The organism is Ciceribacter sichuanensis, assembly GCF_024055605.1.
Taxonomy (GTDB): domain Bacteria; phylum Pseudomonadota; class Alphaproteobacteria; order Rhizobiales; family Rhizobiaceae; genus Allorhizobium; species Allorhizobium sichuanense.
Map to the genome: position 1 here is coordinate 176,479 of NZ_JAMXLX010000001.1, position 16,046 is coordinate 192,524.

Genomic DNA, 16,046 nt, shown 5'->3' on the forward strand with positions numbered 1-16,046 from the left:
TCCCTTCGAATTATTGGCCCGGCCTTTCGCGCTCTTTGAAAGAGCCGAAGGGTCCGGGATTTTGGCGTTTCCCTCGCGAGCGCTACCGCCACCTTGAATTCCAAGACATTATTCGCGACCCGCTTCGGGCGCCCTTCGATGGCAAGATCATGACCGATACCGCTGAAAAAGTTGACTACTCTTCCACTCTCTACCTGCCCCAGACCGATTTCCCCATGCGCGCCGGCTTGCCGCAGAAGGAACCGGAAATGGTCAAGCGCTGGCAGGAGATGAGCCTGTACAAGAAGCTTCGCGCTTCCGCCGCCGGCCGCGAAAAGTTCGTCCTGCATGACGGACCTCCCTATGCCAACGGCAACATCCATATCGGCCACGCGCTGAACAAGATCCTGAAGGACGTCATCACCCGTTCCTTCCAGATGCGCGGCTTTGACGCGAACTATGTTCCCGGCTGGGACTGCCACGGTCTTCCGATCGAATGGAAGATCGAGGAAAAATATCGCGAGAAGGGCAAGAACAAGGACGAGGTTCCGGTCAACGAATTCCGTCAGGAGTGCCGCGACTTCGCCAGCCAGTGGATCAAGATCCAGTCGGAAGAGTTCAAGCGCCTCGGAATCGAGGGCGACTTCGAAAATCCCTACACCACGATGAACTTCCATGCGGAAGCCCGTATCGCCGGCGAACTCCTGAAGATCGCGAAGAGCGGCCAGCTTTATCGCGGCTCGAAGCCGGTCATGTGGTCGGTGGTCGAGCGCACGGCGCTGGCGGAAGCCGAGGTCGAATATGCCGACGTCGAGAGCGACACGATCTGGGTGAAGTTCCCGGTCGTCGAGGGGGCCGCAGACCTCAAGGGCAACTTTGTCGTCATCTGGACCACCACCCCCTGGACCATCCCGGGCAACCGCGCCATCTCGTTTTCGTCGCGCTTCCCGTACGGTCTCTATGAGGTGGAAAGCGCCACGAACGATTTCGGCCCGCAGCCGGGCGAAAAGCTGATCTTCGCAACCCGTCTTGCCGACGAGGCGGCTGCCAAGGCCAAGCTCACGTTGAAGTTCCTGCGGGATGTCGCTCCGGAAGAGCTTGTCGCGATCACTGCAGCCCACCCGCTGGCTGATCTCGGTTACGATTTCCCGGTTCCGCTCCTTGACGGCGACCACGTCACCGACGACGCGGGCACCGGTTTCGTGCACACCGCGCCGAGCCATGGCCGCGAGGACTTTGACGCCTGGATGCATCACGCGCGAGATCTCGAAGCGCGCGGTATCTCCGCGAAGATCCCGTTCCCGGTTGATGATGCCGGCTTCTACACCGCCGATGCCCCCGGCTTCGATGGCGCTCGCGTCATGGATGACAACGGCAAGAAGGGCGATGCCAATGAGCGCGTCATCAAGGCGCTGATCGCAGCCGACAAGCTCTTTGCCCGTGGCCGCCTGAAGCACTCCTATCCGCATTCCTGGCGTTCCAAGAAGCCGGTCATCTTCCGCAACACGCCGCAATGGTTCGTCTATATGGACAAGGACCTCGGCGATGCGACGACCCTGCGCACCCGCGCGCTGGCTGCGATCGACGACACCCGCTTCGTGCCCGCCGGTGGCCAGAACCGCCTGCGCGCCATGATCGAGACGCGTCCGGACTGGGTTCTGTCCCGCCAGCGCGCCTGGGGCGTGCCGATCGCCGTCTTCGTCGATGAAAACGGCGAAGTGCTGCAGGACGATGCCGTCAACGCCCGCATCCTCGAAGCTTTCGAAGCCGAAGGCGCCGATGCGTGGTTCGCCGAAGGCGCCCGCGAGCGCTTCCTCGGCACGCGCGCCAACGAGGGCTGGGCGCAGGTCCGCGACATTCTCGACGTGTGGTTCGACTCCGGTTCGACCCATTCCTTCGTTCTGGAAGACCGCCCCGACCTGAAGTGGCCGGCCGACGTCTATCTCGAAGGCTCCGACCAGCATCGCGGCTGGTTCCATTCGTCGCTGCTCGAAAGCTGCGCGACGCGCGGCCGCGCGCCTTACAATGCCGTCGTCACCCATGGTTTCACCATGGATGAGCAGGGCCGCAAGATGTCGAAGTCGCTCGGCAACACCGTGGTTCCGCAGGATGTGATGAAGGAATCGGGCGCGGATATCCTGCGCCTCTGGGTCATGACCACCGACTACTGGGAAGACCAGCGTCTCGGCAAGACCATCATCCAGACCAACATCGACGCCTATCGCAAGCTGCGCAACACCGTCCGCTGGATGCTCGGCACGCTGGCCCACGACAACGGCGAGGAGATCGCCCTTGCCGACATGCCGGAACTGGAGCAGCTGATGCTGCACCGGCTGGCGGAACTCGACAAGGTCGTGCGCGAGGGCTACGACGCCTTCGACTTCAAGAAGATCACCCGCTCGCTGATCGACTTTTCCAACGTCGAGCTTTCGGCCTTTTATTTCGACGTTCGCAAGGATGCGCTCTACTGCGATGCGCCGTCGAGCCTGAAGCGCCGCTCGGCGCTTGCCGTGATCCGCAAGCTGTTCGATTGTCTCGTCACCTGGCTTGCTCCCATGCTGCCTTTCACCATGGAAGAGGCATGGCTGTCGCGCAATCCGTCGGCCGTCTCGGTGCATTTGGAGCAGTTCCCGACCGTTCCGGCCGAGTGGCTCAACCCGGCTCTGGATGAGAAGTGGGAAAAGATCCGCAAGGTCCGTACGGTCGTGACCGGTGCTCTCGAAATCGAGCGCCGCGAAAAGCGCATCGGCTCGTCGCTGGAGGCGGCCCCCGTCGTCCATGTTGGCGATGTCGAACTGTTCAAGGCGCTGGAAGGTCAGGATTTCGCCGAGATCTGCATCACCTCGGCCATCTCCGTTGTGGCGGACGAAGGTCCGGCTGATGCCTTCCGCCTGACCGAAGTCGGCAAGGTTTCGGTCGAGCCGAAGCTTGCCGAGGGACGCAAATGCGCCCGCTCGTGGAAGATCACACCGGACGTCGGTTCCGATCCGGAATACCCCGATGTCTCCGCTCGCGATGCGGCCGCGCTGCGCGAACTGGCTGCGCGCCATTAACGAAATGTTACCGGATGATTTGCGCTTTTGCCTGTCATCCGGTAAATGTGCCTGAAAATGGCCGGAATTTTCTATCACGCGGGGTGGTAGTATATTCGGCACAAGCATAATCAGCGGCGAGGCTCGAAGGCATTCATGAAATCGGCAGATCTGTTCAGAGTTGGTGTCGGAATGGCCGGCCTCCTGCTCGCATGTTCCGCATTGACCGGTTGCGTCGGCAGCCCGACCTACGGTACCGACAAGACGGCTATGGAGCAGCTGGTCGATGACGTCGGCTCGGCGGTTTCCATCGGTGCAAATCCCAACAAGAATGCGAACGCCAAGTACAATCCCCGCCCGGCGCTGGTGATGCCGCCAAAGGGGGACCAGAACACGCTGGTCCCGCCGCAGCAGTCTCTCGCCAGCAAGGCGAACCCGGAATGGCTTGAGACACCGGAAGACGCGCGCGCGCGTCTCGTGGCCGAAGCCGACGCCAATGCAAACAATCCGCGTTATCGCTCGCCGCTGCTCGCCGGTTACGGCACCAACGGCACGATGACGGAAACGCAGAAGTGGGAAGCCTTCCGCGAAGCGCGCAAGCAGCAGAAGGGCGCCTACCTCGATCAGCGCCGTTTCCTCTCCGATCCGCCAGCCGAATACCGTCAGGCCGACGAGGCCACGCTGACCGACCTCGGCGAGCCGGAAAGCAAGAAGGAAAAGCGCCGCAAGAAGGAAGCCAAGGCTGCAAGCCAGGGTTCGTCTTCCTGGTGGATGCCGTTCCAATAATCCCGAACCGGGGTTGAACTATATTTTTTTGGGGCAGGCCGGAAACGACCTGCCCTTTCCATGTCTAAATTCCCGGGAGAATTGCCTGATGACGTTCGTAATCCGTGATGCGGGTCCCGATGATGCCGGCACCATCCTGCGCTTCATCACCGAACTCGCCGTTTTCGAGAATGCCGGCCATGAAGTCGAGGCGACGGAGGAAAGCCTGAGGGAAACGCTGTTCGGGCCGGGTTCCGTCACGGGGGCGGCGATTATCGAAGCTGATGGTGAGCCTGTCGGTTCCGCCATCTGGTTCTTCAATTATTCCACCTGGCAGGCCCGCAACGGTCTCTATCTGGAAGACCTTTACATCACGCCCGATTACCGTCGCTCCGGCGCCGGCAGGATGCTTCTGCGCCATCTTGCGAAGATCGCGGTCGAAAAGGGATGTGGCCGTTTTGAATGGAGCGTGCTCGACTGGAACGAGCCGGCAATCCGTGCCTATGACGCCATCGGCGCCGAACCCCAGACGGAATGGATCCGCTACCGTCTTGCCGGCGACAGGCTGAAGGAATTCGCCGCAGGCTGATTGTTCCTTCGTCGGGCCTGCGTGGGAAGCGAGCGTAGGGGGCTTTCTTGCAAGATCAACGTCACGTAACGTTAACCCGAACTGCGCATAAGGTACGGCATGTTTCGGGTCAGCAGGAAAACGGCGTTCAAGGCAGCGATCGTCACGGGGGCATCCGTGGTGGCCTCGGTCTCCATCTGCCTTCTGCTGGTGCCTATTTTGGGCGGCCAGCCTGACGGCCCCGGTTTCTGGATGAGTGTGTTCTGCCCGCTGGTGATCGCGGGACCGGCTACCACCTGGCAATTCCACCAGACCGAAGTGATCGGGCGGCAGCGCGACGAGATCGCACATATGCATGTCGAACTCGAAGACATGCATGCTGAATTGCGGCTGCTTCACGAAGACTTGCGGATCAGGGCGCACAGGGATGCCCTGACCGGCGGCCTCAACCGCGGTGCGCTGTTTACTGCACTTGAGGAGATCGGGCCTTCTCATGAGGGGTCGGCGGCGCTGCTGGTTGCCGATGCCGACCATTTCAAGAAGATCAATGATGGCTTCGGTCATCTGGTTGGCGACGACGCGCTGCGATCCATCGCGGCTGCGATTTCAAATGCGGTCGATGACGATGACCTGTGGGGCCGCATCGGCGGCGAGGAATTCCTCGTTTTCCTTCACGCGACGACGCGCACCCGCGCGGTCGCCATTGCCGATGCGATAAGGCGAGCCATCGCCGAAGCCGATCTTGTCGTGGATGGACGCCGGGTTCCCCTCAGTGTCAGCATCGGTGTCGCTTCGGTCAGTGGTGTCTTCGACCCGGTGGGTCTTTTCCGGCAGGCCGACGAATATCTCTATCGGGCGAAATCCGGGGGGCGGGACTGCATCGTCTTCGACGGACTGGAACTCGGCCGACAGCCGGCCTGATAAACGCACGGCGAGGCCGTCTGCATTTTGCCGTCTATGCCCGCTGCGGCAAGTCTATGATTTCAGTCCTCAATCGCTTTCGCGCCTGTCCCTGAAGAAACTGCGCAGGATTTCCGCCGATTCCGTTTCGGCAATACCGGAATACACTTCCGGCACATGATGGCATGTCGGTTGCCGGTAGAAACGCACACCATTGTCGACGCCGCCGCCTTTCGGGTCCTCGGCGCCGTAATAGAGACGACGAATGCGTGCGAACGAGATCGCCGCCGCGCACATGGTGCAGGGTTCGAGCGTCACATAGAGGTCAGCACCCGAAAGCCGCTCGTCTCCGATGGTCTTTGCAGCACGCCGGATGGCGAGGATTTCGGCATGGGCGGTGATGTCGTGCAGCGCCCGCGTCTCGTTTCCCGCCCGCGCAACGATTGATCCTTCATGGACGACGACTGCTCCGATCGGCACCTCGCCACGGTCTCCCGCAGCGCGCGCTTCCTCAAGGGCGGCCTCCATGAAGCCGTTTGTCTCCGCCATTGAACAACTTTCCTCTTAACCAAGGCCGCGTGACCTGATACGACAGCCCAAACGACAGGCAAACAGCAAATGACATTTAAAGACAAGTCCAGGCGACCGACGGGCAAACCCACCGATCGCAGCGGCAAGCCGCTCACTCGTAAACCGGCCGGCGCCGACAGGAAGCCGGAGCCGAAGGCTGCGCGCAGCACGGCTGAAGTATCGGCCGACGAGGCGATGAAGCCCGAACGCATTTCGAAACTGCTCGCCCGCGCAGGTGTGGCCTCGCGCCGCGATGTCGAACGGATGATCATGGAAGGCCGCGTGAGCCTGAACGGCAAGGTGCTCGACACCCCGGTCGTCAACGCCACGCTTGCCGACCGGATCGAGGTCGACGGCGAGGCGATCCGCGGCATCGAACGCACGCGTCTCTGGCTCTACCACAAGCCGGCGGGACTGGTGACCACCAATTCCGATCCGGAAGGACGCCCGACTGTCTTCGAAAACCTGCCGGAAGACCTGCCGCGCGTGATGTCCATCGGTCGCCTCGACATCAACACCGAGGGTCTGCTGCTCTTGACCAATGACGGCGGTCTGGCGCGCGTGCTCGAACTGCCGACAACCGGCTGGCTTCGCCGCTACCGCGTGCGCGCCCATGGCGAGATCGATCAGCCGGCGCTCGACAAGTTGAAGGAAGGCATTGCCGTCGATGGCGTGCTCTATGGTTCCATCGACGCCACGCTCGACCGTACCCAGGGCCACAATCAGTGGATCACCATGGGCCTGCGCGAAGGCAAGAACCGCGAAATCAAGAACGTGCTCGGCGCGCTCGGTCTCGACGTGAACCGCCTGATCCGCATTTCCTACGGTCCGTTCCAGCTGGGTGACCTGCCGGAAGGCAAGGTCGTCGAGGTTCGCGGCCGCATGCTGCGCGACCAGCTTGGACCGCGCCTGATCGAGGACGCCAAGGCGAACTTCGATGCGCCGATCTATGAACACGGGTCGTCCGACGAAGAGGAGGCACCGGTCAGCCAGAAGGCTGCGAGGTCCGATTGGTCGCGCGAGGAAAACCCGCGTGGCGACCGACGTCGCGAAGACAGCCGCGAGCGGGCGCTCGAGCGCCTCGACACCCGCCGTGACGAAACACGCGGCAAGCCCCAAGGTAAACGAGATGGCGGCAAGCGCGGTTTTGGCGATCGCCCCGGACGCGATGAGGACCGTGGTGGTTTCGCGGATCGTCCCAAGCGGATGCCTGCCGGAAAGTCGCGCACGGCCAATGTCTGGATGGCGCCCGGCGCCCGTCCGGTTGCCGAGAAGAAGGCAGGGGAGGGCGCAGATGCCGAAAGGCCGCAGCATACCCGCCGTGAAGGCGCTCCCGCCAGCAACCGCTACGGCCGCGGCAAGGATGGGAAGCCGACCAAGGCTCTGACCCGTTTCAACCCAGACCGCAAGGGCGGTTCCGATTTCGCCCGCCGGGATGACGGCCCACGTGTGCAGGTCAGCCGTGCCCGCGACGAAGAGGGCGAATGGATCCGTGCCGAAGGTCCGGATCGTTCGTCGAAGGATCGTGGCGAAGGCTTCGGAGCCAAGCGTGGCTTTGGCGATCGCCCCGAGAGAGGCGACCGTGCGGCCCGTCCGGCTCGCACCGGCGGAGATCGCGCCTTCGGTGATCGTCCTCGTTTTGACAAGCCTCGTGATGACCGTCCCCGTGATGACCGCCCAAGAGGCGACCGGAATTTCGGTGAACGACCGTTTGGCGATAAGCCGCGTGGTCCCCGTAGCGCCGACAGCCGGCCGGCCGGTGACCGTCCCTTCGGCGGCAAGCCGAAGGGTGGCAAGCCGTTCGGCGCCAGGGACGGAGCAGGAAGCGGTGAAAGAGCCGGTGGTCCCGGCGGCTTCTCCGGCAAGCCGCGTGGCGATCGCCCGAGCGGCGGCAAGGGCCCCGGTGGCAAGACTTTTGGCGGCAAGAGCTTTGGCGGCAAAGGCCCCGGTGGTAAGAGCTTTGGCGGAAAACCCTCCGGCGGCAAGCCTTCCGGCGGGCGCGGTCCCGCCAGGGGCAAGAGGTAACGGGCGGTGCGGGTCGTCGGCGGAGAGTTCCGCGGCCGCTCACTGGCCGCTCCTAAGACCAATGCCATCCGGCCGACCATCGACCGGACGCGCGAGAGCCTGTTCAACATCCTGTCCCATGCCCATCCGGGTTCGCTGGACGGAACCCGGGTGCTCGACCTTTTCGCGGGCACGGGTGCGGTCGGCATAGAGGCGCTGTCGCGCGGCTGCCGTACGGCGCTCTTCGTTGAAAACAGTGTGGAAGGCCGTAGCCTGCTGTGGGAAAACATCGATGCACTCGGCCTGCATGGCCGCGCCAAGATCCTGCGCCGTGACGCGACGGACCTAGGAACAGCCTCCAACATCGAGCCGTTCGATCTTCTTTTCGCTGATCCTCCTTATGGTCAGGGTCTCGGCGAAAAGGCCTTCGAGGCTGCCCACAAGGGCGGCTGGTTGGCGCCTGATGCGCTGGCCATTCTGGAAGAGCGTGCCGATGTGGCCGTTTCCGTCGGCCCGGCCTTCGCCTTCCTGGAGGAGCGCACTTTCGGTGACACGAAAATGTACTTCTTTTCCTATAGGCCATCCTGATCTCGTCTGACGAAAGCAGGTTACCATGAGCGATACCGGCGCGCTGACCATCTCCCCGAACCGGACGGACGCAAGGGGAGGGCCAACCGTCGGGCTTGCTCTGGGCGCAGGCGGTGCGCGGGGCTTTGCCCATATTCCGGTGATCGAGGCGCTGGATGAGATGGGCATTCGCCCGGCGGCGATCGCCGGTTCCTCCATGGGCGCCATCATCGGGGCCGGCATGGCGGCGGGCATGACGGGCGCGGAAATCCGCCAGTATGTGCTGGAGACGATCGGCAAGCGGTCGATCATCGCCAACCGGCTGTGGAGCCTCGGACCCGCGACCATGCGCGACGCGCTAGGCGGCTTCAAATTCGGTCAGTTCAATCTGCACCGCATCCTGGAAGCCTTCCTGCCGGAAGCCATTCCCGCGGATTTTGCCGCGCTCGGCATTCCGTTGAAGATCATCGTTACCGACTATTACGGCCAGCGCGAGGTCGTCTGCCAGGAGGGAAGCCTCTTCGATGCGATCGCTGCATCCTCCGCCTTGCCGGCCCTTTTCATGCCCGTCCATCTCGGCGGCCGGGTGATGATCGATGGTGGCATCTTCAATCCGGTTCCCTATGATCATGTCACTGACACGGTCGACATCGTGATCGGCGTCGATGTCGTCGGCGGGCCGGAGGGCGAGCCGAGCCTGTCGCCAAACCGTATGGACAGCCTGTTCGGCGCCTCGCAACTGATGATGCAGTCCAATATCGCGCTGAAGCTGAAGCTCGGTGCGCCGGACATCTTTCTGCGTCCGAACGTCAATGCCTTTCGTGTTCTCGACTTTCTGAAGGCACGTCAGGTCATCGAGTCGACCGAGGGCATCAAGGATGTACTGAAGCGCGAACTGGACGCGCGTATCGAGGATTTCCTGCGCCGCTGACGACCGGGGCGCAAGTCTTCTCAGTCCGGAGCCGTTGCAACATCCTGCGGCTGCTGCAGGCCGGCCTCGGCCGCGAAACCATCGGTGGCAACGCGTTTCGGTTTGACCAGCGGTTCCGGGCGTACCGGTCGGTTCAACAGCATGTGACGTCCGGCCTGAATACCTTCCGATGCCTGCAGTTTCAGCCGTTCCTCGTCGCGCCGGCGAATGTCCTCGCCGATCTTGTATGCCTCGTCCTCGCTGGCGCCCAGCGCCTCGATGGTACGGCGGCCGAAGAGCAGACCTGATTCCAGCGTCTCGCGCAGTTCGTACTCCACGTCGCGGGCGCGAAGGGACAGGCTGTGAATACGGTCGTAGGAACGAACGAAGAGACGGGCGTCGGGATATTCCGCACTGATGAGATCGACGATCTTGTCGGTCACTTCCTTCTTCTGGGTACAGATGGCGACGACCTTGGCCTTCTCGACGCCGGCTGCGCGCAACACGTCGAGCCGTGTTCCATCACCGAAATAAATGCGGAAGCCGAAGGAGGCGGCTTGGCGGATACGGTCGGCGGAATCGTCGATAATCGTCACGTCGCGGCCGCTGGCGAGCAGGATCTGCGCGGCGATCTGGCCGAAACGGGAGAAGCCGATCATCAACACGTCGGCGCCGGCGCCCTCGAAATCCTCTTCCAGTTCCTCCGGTGCTTCGCCGCCGCCGACAAGACGACGGGCAAGAAGCGTGGCGAGCGGCGTCAGCGCCATCGTCAGCGTGACGATGGAAATGAGCAGCGAGGATTTGGCTCCGTCGATCAGGCCCGAAGCGGCGGCCGTTGTGAACAGCACGAAACCGAATTCGCCGCCCTGAGGCAGAAGCAATGCGATGCGCGCGGCGTCGTCGCGATCGGAGCCGCCAGCGCGGCAGAGCACGTAGAGCACAATGGCCTTGATGACCATCAGCGTAGGGACGGCGATGGCGATGGTCCAGATATTCTCGACGATGACGCCGAGTTCCATCGACAGGCCGACAGCCATGAAGAACAGGGCGAGCAGAATTCCGCGGAACGGCTCGATATCCGCTTCAAGTTCGTGGCGATAGGAGGATTCGGCCAGCATGACACCCGACAGGAAGGCGCCCATGGCCATGGAGAGGCCGCTTGCCTGCATCAGCAGCGCCGATCCCATCACCACGAAGAGCGCGGCGGCAATCATCACCTCGCGCGCGCCGGTGCGGGCGATGATCTGGAAGAGCGGTGTCAGCAGATAGCGACCGGCCATGATCATCGCGACGATGGCGACGATGGCGAAACCGAAGTCGGCAAGCGCCGCCTGACTGCTTTCGGTCTGGTTGCTACCGAGAATGGAAACCATGGCCAGCAGCGGCACGATAGCCAGATCCTGGAATAGGAGGACGGAGAACGCCCGCTGGCCGTAGCGACTGTTCATGTCGCCCTGGTCGTTGAGGATTTGCAGGGCAAAGGCCGTGGAAGACAGCGCCAGCCCGAAGCCTGCCACCAGCGCGCCGCGCCATTCCATGAGGCCGGTGTAGACGGCGGCGGCAGCAAGGACGAGGCCAGTCACGAGAACCTGTGCGGTGCCAAGGCCGAAGATATCCTTGCGCATGGTCCACAGGCGGGACGGTTTTAGCTCGAGTCCGATGACGAACAGCAGGAACACGACGCCGAGTTCGGCAACGCCGAGCACCTGTTCGGAATCGGTGATGAGATGCATCGTCGGCCCGATGACCACGCCGGCCGCGAGATAGCCGAGAACCGTGCCGAGGCCGAGCTTGCGGAACAGCGGTGCGGCGACGACGGCGCCACCCAGCAGCAACAAGGTTTCAGAGAAAAGCGCCTGCGGTGCGGTCGACAATGCAGCGATCTCCTCTTGTCTGTCGTGCCGTGATCGGGAATCGCCGTTCCGACCCTTGATGCATCCTGGAATGCACAATAAATGGAGCGGGAATGAAAGGCCAAGTCATGTCCAGCCAAATTGATTCCGCCAGCCTTCTCTCACGCGCCGAGCAACTTGTCGACCTCGCTTTGAAGGCAGGTGCGGATAGTGCAGACGCCGTGGTAGTACGCTCCCGCTCGAAGTCCGTCAGCGTTCGTCTCGGCAAGGTCGAAGAGACCGATTCCTCCGAAAGCGACGATTTCTCGCTTCGCGTCTTCATCGGCCGGCAGGTGGCGAGCGTTTCCGCCAATCCGGGCTTCGACCTCAGGCAACTCGCCGAGCGCGCCGTTGCCATGGCCAGGGTCTCTCCGGAAGATCCCTTTGCCGGCCTCGCCGAGAAGGCGGACATCGCCGCAAGTTACCCGGACCTCGATCTTTTCGATCCGACCGAAGTGTCGAGCGAAGCCTTGGCGGAAGCCGCCCTCGCTGCGGAAACGGCGGCCCTTGCCGTCAAAGGCGTCAGTAATTCGGTCGGTGCCGGCGCATCCGCTGGCATGGGCGGACTGGTCCTCGTTACCTCCCACGGCTTTTCCGGCAGCTATGCCGCTTCGCGTTTCTCCCGTTCGGTCGGCGTGATCGCCGGCGAGGGCACGCGCATGGAGCGTGATCACGATTACGACAGCCGCCTGTTCTTCGCTGATCTCGACAGTGCCGAGGAAATCGGCCGCCGGGCCGGCGAACGCACGGTGAAGCGGCTCAATCCGTGCCAGGTCGCAACCGGCAAGGACGTGACCGTGGTCTTCGATCCACGCGTTGCGCGTGGCTTTGTCGGACACATTGCCGGCGCCATCAATGGCGCATCCGTCGCCCGCAAGACCTCGTTCCTGCGCGACAGGATGGGTGAGCAGGTGCTGAAGGCCGGCCTCAACATCACAGACGATCCGTTGAAGGTCCGCGGCTCGTCGTCGCGTCCGTTCGATGGCGAAGGCGTGAGCGGCAAGGCGCTCACCATGATTGAGGACGGCGTGCTGAAGCACTGGTTCCTGTCTTCGTCCGCGGCCCGCGAGCTTGACCTCCACACCAATGGCCGTGGCGTGCGTTGCGGCACGACGGTTTCCCCGTCCTCCACCAATCTCGCGCTGGAACCGGGAGACATTTCGCCCGAGGAATTGATCCGCAGCATTGGTACCGGTTTCTACGTGACCGAGTTGATCGGGCAGGGCGTGGACATGCTCACCGGCGAATACAGCCGTGGCGCGACCGGTTTCTGGATCGAGAATGGCGAGCTGGCTTTCCCGGTTTCCGAGGTCACCATCGCGTCCAACCTCAAGGACATGTTCATGCGCGTGACCGCCGCAAACGATATCGACCGCAAGTTCGGCGTGGCCGCTCCGACCATCGCCATCGAGGGCATGACGCTCGCGGGGCGCTGAGAGGCGGAAGCCGGGTGGCAGAGGAAAATGAAATGACCGCCGATAAGGGCTTCGACTGGCAGGCTGATCTGGACCTGATTTCGGCCGCCGCCCGGGAAGCGGGAGAGATCGCGCTCGGCTTTTTCGGCCGGTCGCCTGAAGTCTGGTGGAAGAACGAGGGTCAGTCCCCGGTCAGCGCGGCGGATTACGCCGCCAACAAGTGTCTCGAAGAGCGCCTTCGCGCGGCGCGCCCGGATTATGGCTGGCTGTCGGAAGAGACCGACGACGACCCGGTGCGCCTTGGCTGCAGAACCCTGTTCGTCGTCGATCCTATCGACGGCACGCGCGCTTTCATCGGCGGGCGCAAGACATGGTGCGTCAGCGTCGCGGTTGTGCATGACGGACGCCCTGTCGCCGGCGTACTCGTGGCGCCGGCGCTTGAGGAAACTTTCGCAGCGGCGGAGGGGACACCCTCGACCAGGAATGGCCAGCCGATCCGTATTGCTGCTCCCCGCCCGGGTGAGAGGCTACGAGTGGCAACGCCGCAGGATATCGTTGCCGGTTTCGATGAGGAGATGCAGTCCCGCATCGAGCGCGTCGAGCATATTCCCTCGCTTGCCTATCGGCTGGCGCTGGTTGCCGACGGCCGGATCGATGCGACGCTGGTCAAGCGCAACGCCCATGACTGGGATCTTGCCGCCGCCGATCTCATCCTCCAGAATGCCGGTGGCAGGCTCACCGATCTGAAGGGTGAGGCGCTCCTTTATAATCGCCCGGATGTCAGCCACGAAGAGCTGTGCGCAGCCACGATTTCCGAGCTTTCCACCCTGTTGAAACACCTGTCTCCCAAGCCTCGCAGTTGACCTTTGCGTCAAAATCGATCACAGGAAAGAGGGAGGCGAATTTGAATGGAAAGAGACCGGAAATGACGGATTCCAACGATAAGAAACAGCTTCTGCACCTCGTCTTCGGCGGGGAATTGTCGAACCTCGAAGAGGTCCAGTTCCGCAATCTGAACGAGCTTGATATCGTTGGTATTTTCCCGGATTATGCATCCGCTCTCGTTGCCTGGAAGTCGAAGGCCCAGCAGACGGTCGACAATGCGCACATGCGCTACTTCATCGTCCACATGCACCGGTTGCTCAACCCCGGTGACGCGGCCGCTACCAAGGGCTGACGACGGGATTTTCTCAGGCGATCGCCGGCTTGTCTCGGCTTTTGGTGATCGCCGATGTCACGTTTTGAACTCAGTTATCTCGCATTCCGTAGTTTTTGCACCGCCAGCTCCTGAAAGGGCGACATGGCATCGATGACGAACATGAACGGTTTCGGCCCATGGCGATGAGCGACGGATTGGCATCCCTTGCCATCGCCTCCTACGGTTGGGCAGGTATTGCGGCTTATCCGTTGACGGGGCCGCTGCTTGCTTTCCGTGCGGCCAAGGGCAAGGAGGACCGGTCCCGTCGCCTCGAGCGCTTCGGTTATCCCGCCGTCGATCGTCCGCAGGGACCGCTGGTCTGGCTGCATGCCGCAAGTGTCGGTGAAACTCTCGCGGTCGTTCCTCTCATGCGGGAACTCCGTCGTCGCGACATCAACGTGCTGTTGACTACAGGCACAGTGACTTCCGCAGAAATCGCCCGCTACAGGCTGAAGGACGAGGTTCTGCATCAGTATGTTCCTCTCGATGTAAAGCCGGCGGTGCGTCGTTTCCTCGATTACTGGCAGCCCGATGTGGCGCTGTCTGTCGAGTCGGAAATCTGGCCGACGACGCTGATGGAACTGCACAAGCGGCACATTCCGCAAATTCTCGTGAATGCACGTATTTCCGACCGTTCCTTCGAACGCTGGCAGCGGCATCAGGCGATTGCCGAGGCGCTGCTTGGCAAGCTGTCGCTGGTGATTGCCCAGTCGGATGTGGACGCTGAACGTTACCGCGATCTCGGCGCCTGGCCGGTCATCGTCTCCGGCAATATCAAGGTGGACAGCGATGCGCCGCCCTGCGATCCGGCCGTGCTGGATCGCTACAAGCAGCAGATCGGCGACCGGAAGACCTGGGCTGCGATTTCGACGTTCGAGGGCGAGGAAAAGATCGCCACCATGGTGCATCGGGCGCTGCGCGCCCATACCGGCCTGCTGACGGTCGTGGTCCCACGCCATCCGGAGCGCTCGGATGAAATCGAGGCGATGATGGTCGAACGCGGCATGAAGGTTGCCCGCCGTACCCGCAACGACCCCATCACGCCGGACACCGATGTTTTGCTCGGCGATACCATCGGCGAGATGGGCCTTTACCTTCGGCTGGCTGAAATCGCTTTTGTCGGCCGGTCGCTGACGGCTGAAGGCGGACAGAACCCGCTGGAACCTGCCATGCTCGGCTGCGCCGTGCTGTCCGGTCCGCAGGTCGGCAATTTCCGCGAGAGCTATCAGCGGCTCGTGCGCAACGGCAATGCCCGTATCGTTCGCGACGCCGAAATGCTGGCCAAGGCGGTTCATTTCCTGATGACGAACGACCTTGCCCGTCACAAGATGATCGATGCTGGCATGGAAAGCATGCAGGAGATGCGCGGCGCGCTGACCGCGACGATGAAGGGGCTCGAACCCTATATCAATCCCCTGACCGTGCAGGCGCGGCTGGAACCGCGCATCGTAAGCCAGGGCTGACGGCCGGCCGATTGAGGGAACGTATGACTGAAGCCAATGACATAGCCGGAATCCTGTTCGACAAGGACGGAACACTTCTGGATTTCGATGCGAGCTGGGCGCCGGTCAACCGGACGGTGGCGCTGCTGGCGGCAGATGGCGACGAGAAACTGGCTGACCGCCTGCTGCAGGCGTGTGGCATGGACCCTGAGACGGGCCATCTCGTCCCCGACAGCCTGCTTGCCGCCGGAAACACGCGTGAGATCGCCGAAGGCCTCGCCGCCGCAGGCTCCCCGTTTGCCGCCGAGGCGCTGGTGCCGCAGATCGATGCGCTTTTTGCCGGTGCTGCCGAACAGTCCGTTCCGGTTGCCGAGCTTGCCCCTCTCTTCGCCAAGCTGCACGGCCGTGGCCTGAAGCTCGGTATCGCTTCTAGCGACAATGAAAAGTCGATCCGGGTTACCATCGATCGCTTCGGCATCGGCCCCTATGTCGATTTCGTCGCGGGCTATGACAGCGGTCACGGTACCAAGCCCCAGCCGGGCATGGTGCTCGGCTTTTGCGCCGCGACGGGCCTTGCACCCAGCCAGATCGCAGTTGTTGGAGACAACAATCACGACCTCCATATGGGACGCAATGCCGGGGCCGGATTGAAGGTCGCGGTACTCACCGGTACGGGTTCGCGTCAGTCCCTTCAGGAGGCCTGCGATGTCCTTCTGAACGACATCACCGAACTCGAAGCCGTGCTCGGCTGAGCGCCGGGCGTGTCTCCCTGCCATGTCACGACTTGACGAGACCCCTTCTCCC

14 protein-coding genes are annotated in these 16,046 nt (G+C 62.6%); 12 read left to right on the forward strand and 2 right to left on the reverse strand.

The window, feature by feature from the left end; translation table 11 throughout:
• Nucleotides 1-149: 149 nt before the first annotated feature.
• The 4 genes from ileS (at nucleotide 150) to NBH21_RS00805 (ending at nucleotide 5,265) form a co-directional block, all read left to right on the forward strand.
• On the forward strand, nucleotides 150-3,032 hold the full coding sequence (gene ileS / locus NBH21_RS00790; protein WP_250912064.1) for an isoleucine--tRNA ligase: 2,883 nt from the start codon (nucleotides 150-152) through the stop codon (nucleotides 3,030-3,032).
• A 135-nt stretch (nucleotides 3,033-3,167) separates the two neighbouring features.
• Nucleotides 3,168-3,797 (forward strand): hypothetical protein, encoded by a 630-nt coding sequence (locus NBH21_RS00795; protein WP_250912065.1) that lies wholly within the window; start codon nucleotides 3,168-3,170, stop codon nucleotides 3,795-3,797.
• 88 nt (nucleotides 3,798-3,885) lie between these two features.
• Complete coding sequence (locus NBH21_RS00800; protein ID WP_250912066.1) at nucleotides 3,886-4,365, forward strand: GNAT family N-acetyltransferase; 480 nt, start codon at nucleotides 3,886-3,888, stop codon at nucleotides 4,363-4,365.
• 99 nt (nucleotides 4,366-4,464) lie between these two features.
• Nucleotides 4,465-5,265, forward strand: coding sequence for a GGDEF domain-containing protein (locus NBH21_RS00805; protein WP_250912067.1), 801 nt, complete (start codon nucleotides 4,465-4,467; stop codon nucleotides 5,263-5,265).
• 69 nt (nucleotides 5,266-5,334) lie between these two features.
• On the opposite strand, the gene NBH21_RS00810 is transcribed toward NBH21_RS00805, so the two are convergent.
• A complete protein-coding gene (locus tag NBH21_RS00810; RefSeq protein WP_250912068.1) occupies nucleotides 5,335-5,793 on the reverse strand; it encodes a nucleoside deaminase in 459 nt (152 codons plus the stop codon).
• 69 nt (nucleotides 5,794-5,862) lie between these two features.
• Between NBH21_RS00810 and NBH21_RS00815 the strand changes: the two genes are divergently transcribed.
• Genes NBH21_RS00815 through NBH21_RS00825 form a run of 3 tightly spaced genes read left to right on the forward strand, consistent with a single transcriptional unit; the run spans nucleotide 5,863 to nucleotide 9,316 of the window.
• Nucleotides 5,863-7,839: a pseudouridine synthase gene (locus tag NBH21_RS00815; RefSeq protein WP_250912069.1), complete on the forward strand. Its 1,977-nt coding sequence runs from the start codon at nucleotides 5,863-5,865 to the stop codon at nucleotides 7,837-7,839.
• Nucleotides 7,840-7,845: 6 nt separating this feature from the next.
• On the forward strand, nucleotides 7,846-8,406 hold the full coding sequence (gene rsmD / locus NBH21_RS00820; RefSeq protein ID WP_250912070.1) for a 16S rRNA (guanine(966)-N(2))-methyltransferase RsmD: 561 nt from the start codon (nucleotides 7,846-7,848) through the stop codon (nucleotides 8,404-8,406).
• A gap of 25 nt (nucleotides 8,407-8,431) precedes the next feature.
• The gene (locus NBH21_RS00825; protein WP_250912071.1) at nucleotides 8,432-9,316 is read left to right on the forward strand and encodes a patatin-like phospholipase family protein; all 885 of its coding nucleotides are present in this window, start codon (nucleotides 8,432-8,434) and stop codon (nucleotides 9,314-9,316) included.
• Between the two features lie 20 nt (nucleotides 9,317-9,336).
• On the opposite strand, the gene NBH21_RS00830 is transcribed toward NBH21_RS00825, so the two are convergent.
• Nucleotides 9,337-11,169, reverse strand: a complete 1,833-nt coding sequence (locus NBH21_RS00830) for a monovalent cation:proton antiporter-2 (CPA2) family protein (protein WP_250912072.1) — start codon at nucleotides 11,167-11,169, stop codon at nucleotides 9,337-9,339.
• A 107-nt stretch (nucleotides 11,170-11,276) separates the two neighbouring features.
• Between NBH21_RS00830 and NBH21_RS00835 the strand changes: the two genes are divergently transcribed.
• The 5 genes from NBH21_RS00835 (at nucleotide 11,277) to NBH21_RS00855 (ending at nucleotide 15,994) form a co-directional block, all read left to right on the forward strand.
• Entirely contained in the window at nucleotides 11,277-12,623 is a 1,347-nt protein-coding gene (locus NBH21_RS00835; RefSeq protein WP_250912073.1) for a TldD/PmbA family protein, read from the forward strand.
• A 32-nt stretch (nucleotides 12,624-12,655) separates the two neighbouring features.
• On the forward strand, nucleotides 12,656-13,465 hold the full coding sequence (locus NBH21_RS00840; RefSeq protein ID WP_250912074.1) for a 3'(2'),5'-bisphosphate nucleotidase CysQ: 810 nt from the start codon (nucleotides 12,656-12,658) through the stop codon (nucleotides 13,463-13,465).
• A gap of 62 nt (nucleotides 13,466-13,527) precedes the next feature.
• Nucleotides 13,528-13,779 carry a DUF4170 domain-containing protein gene (locus tag NBH21_RS00845; protein WP_250912075.1) on the forward strand — a complete coding sequence of 84 codons (252 nt, stop codon included), beginning with the start codon at nucleotides 13,528-13,530 and terminating at the stop codon, nucleotides 13,777-13,779.
• 164 nt (nucleotides 13,780-13,943) lie between these two features.
• Nucleotides 13,944-15,263, forward strand: coding sequence for a lipid IV(A) 3-deoxy-D-manno-octulosonic acid transferase (gene waaA, locus NBH21_RS00850; RefSeq protein ID WP_250912785.1), 1,320 nt, complete (start codon nucleotides 13,944-13,946; stop codon nucleotides 15,261-15,263).
• A 23-nt stretch (nucleotides 15,264-15,286) separates the two neighbouring features.
• Nucleotides 15,287-15,994 carry an HAD family hydrolase gene (locus tag NBH21_RS00855; RefSeq protein WP_250912076.1) on the forward strand — a complete coding sequence of 236 codons (708 nt, stop codon included), beginning with the start codon at nucleotides 15,287-15,289 and terminating at the stop codon, nucleotides 15,992-15,994.
• The last annotated feature ends 52 nt before the right edge of the window (nucleotides 15,995-16,046 follow it).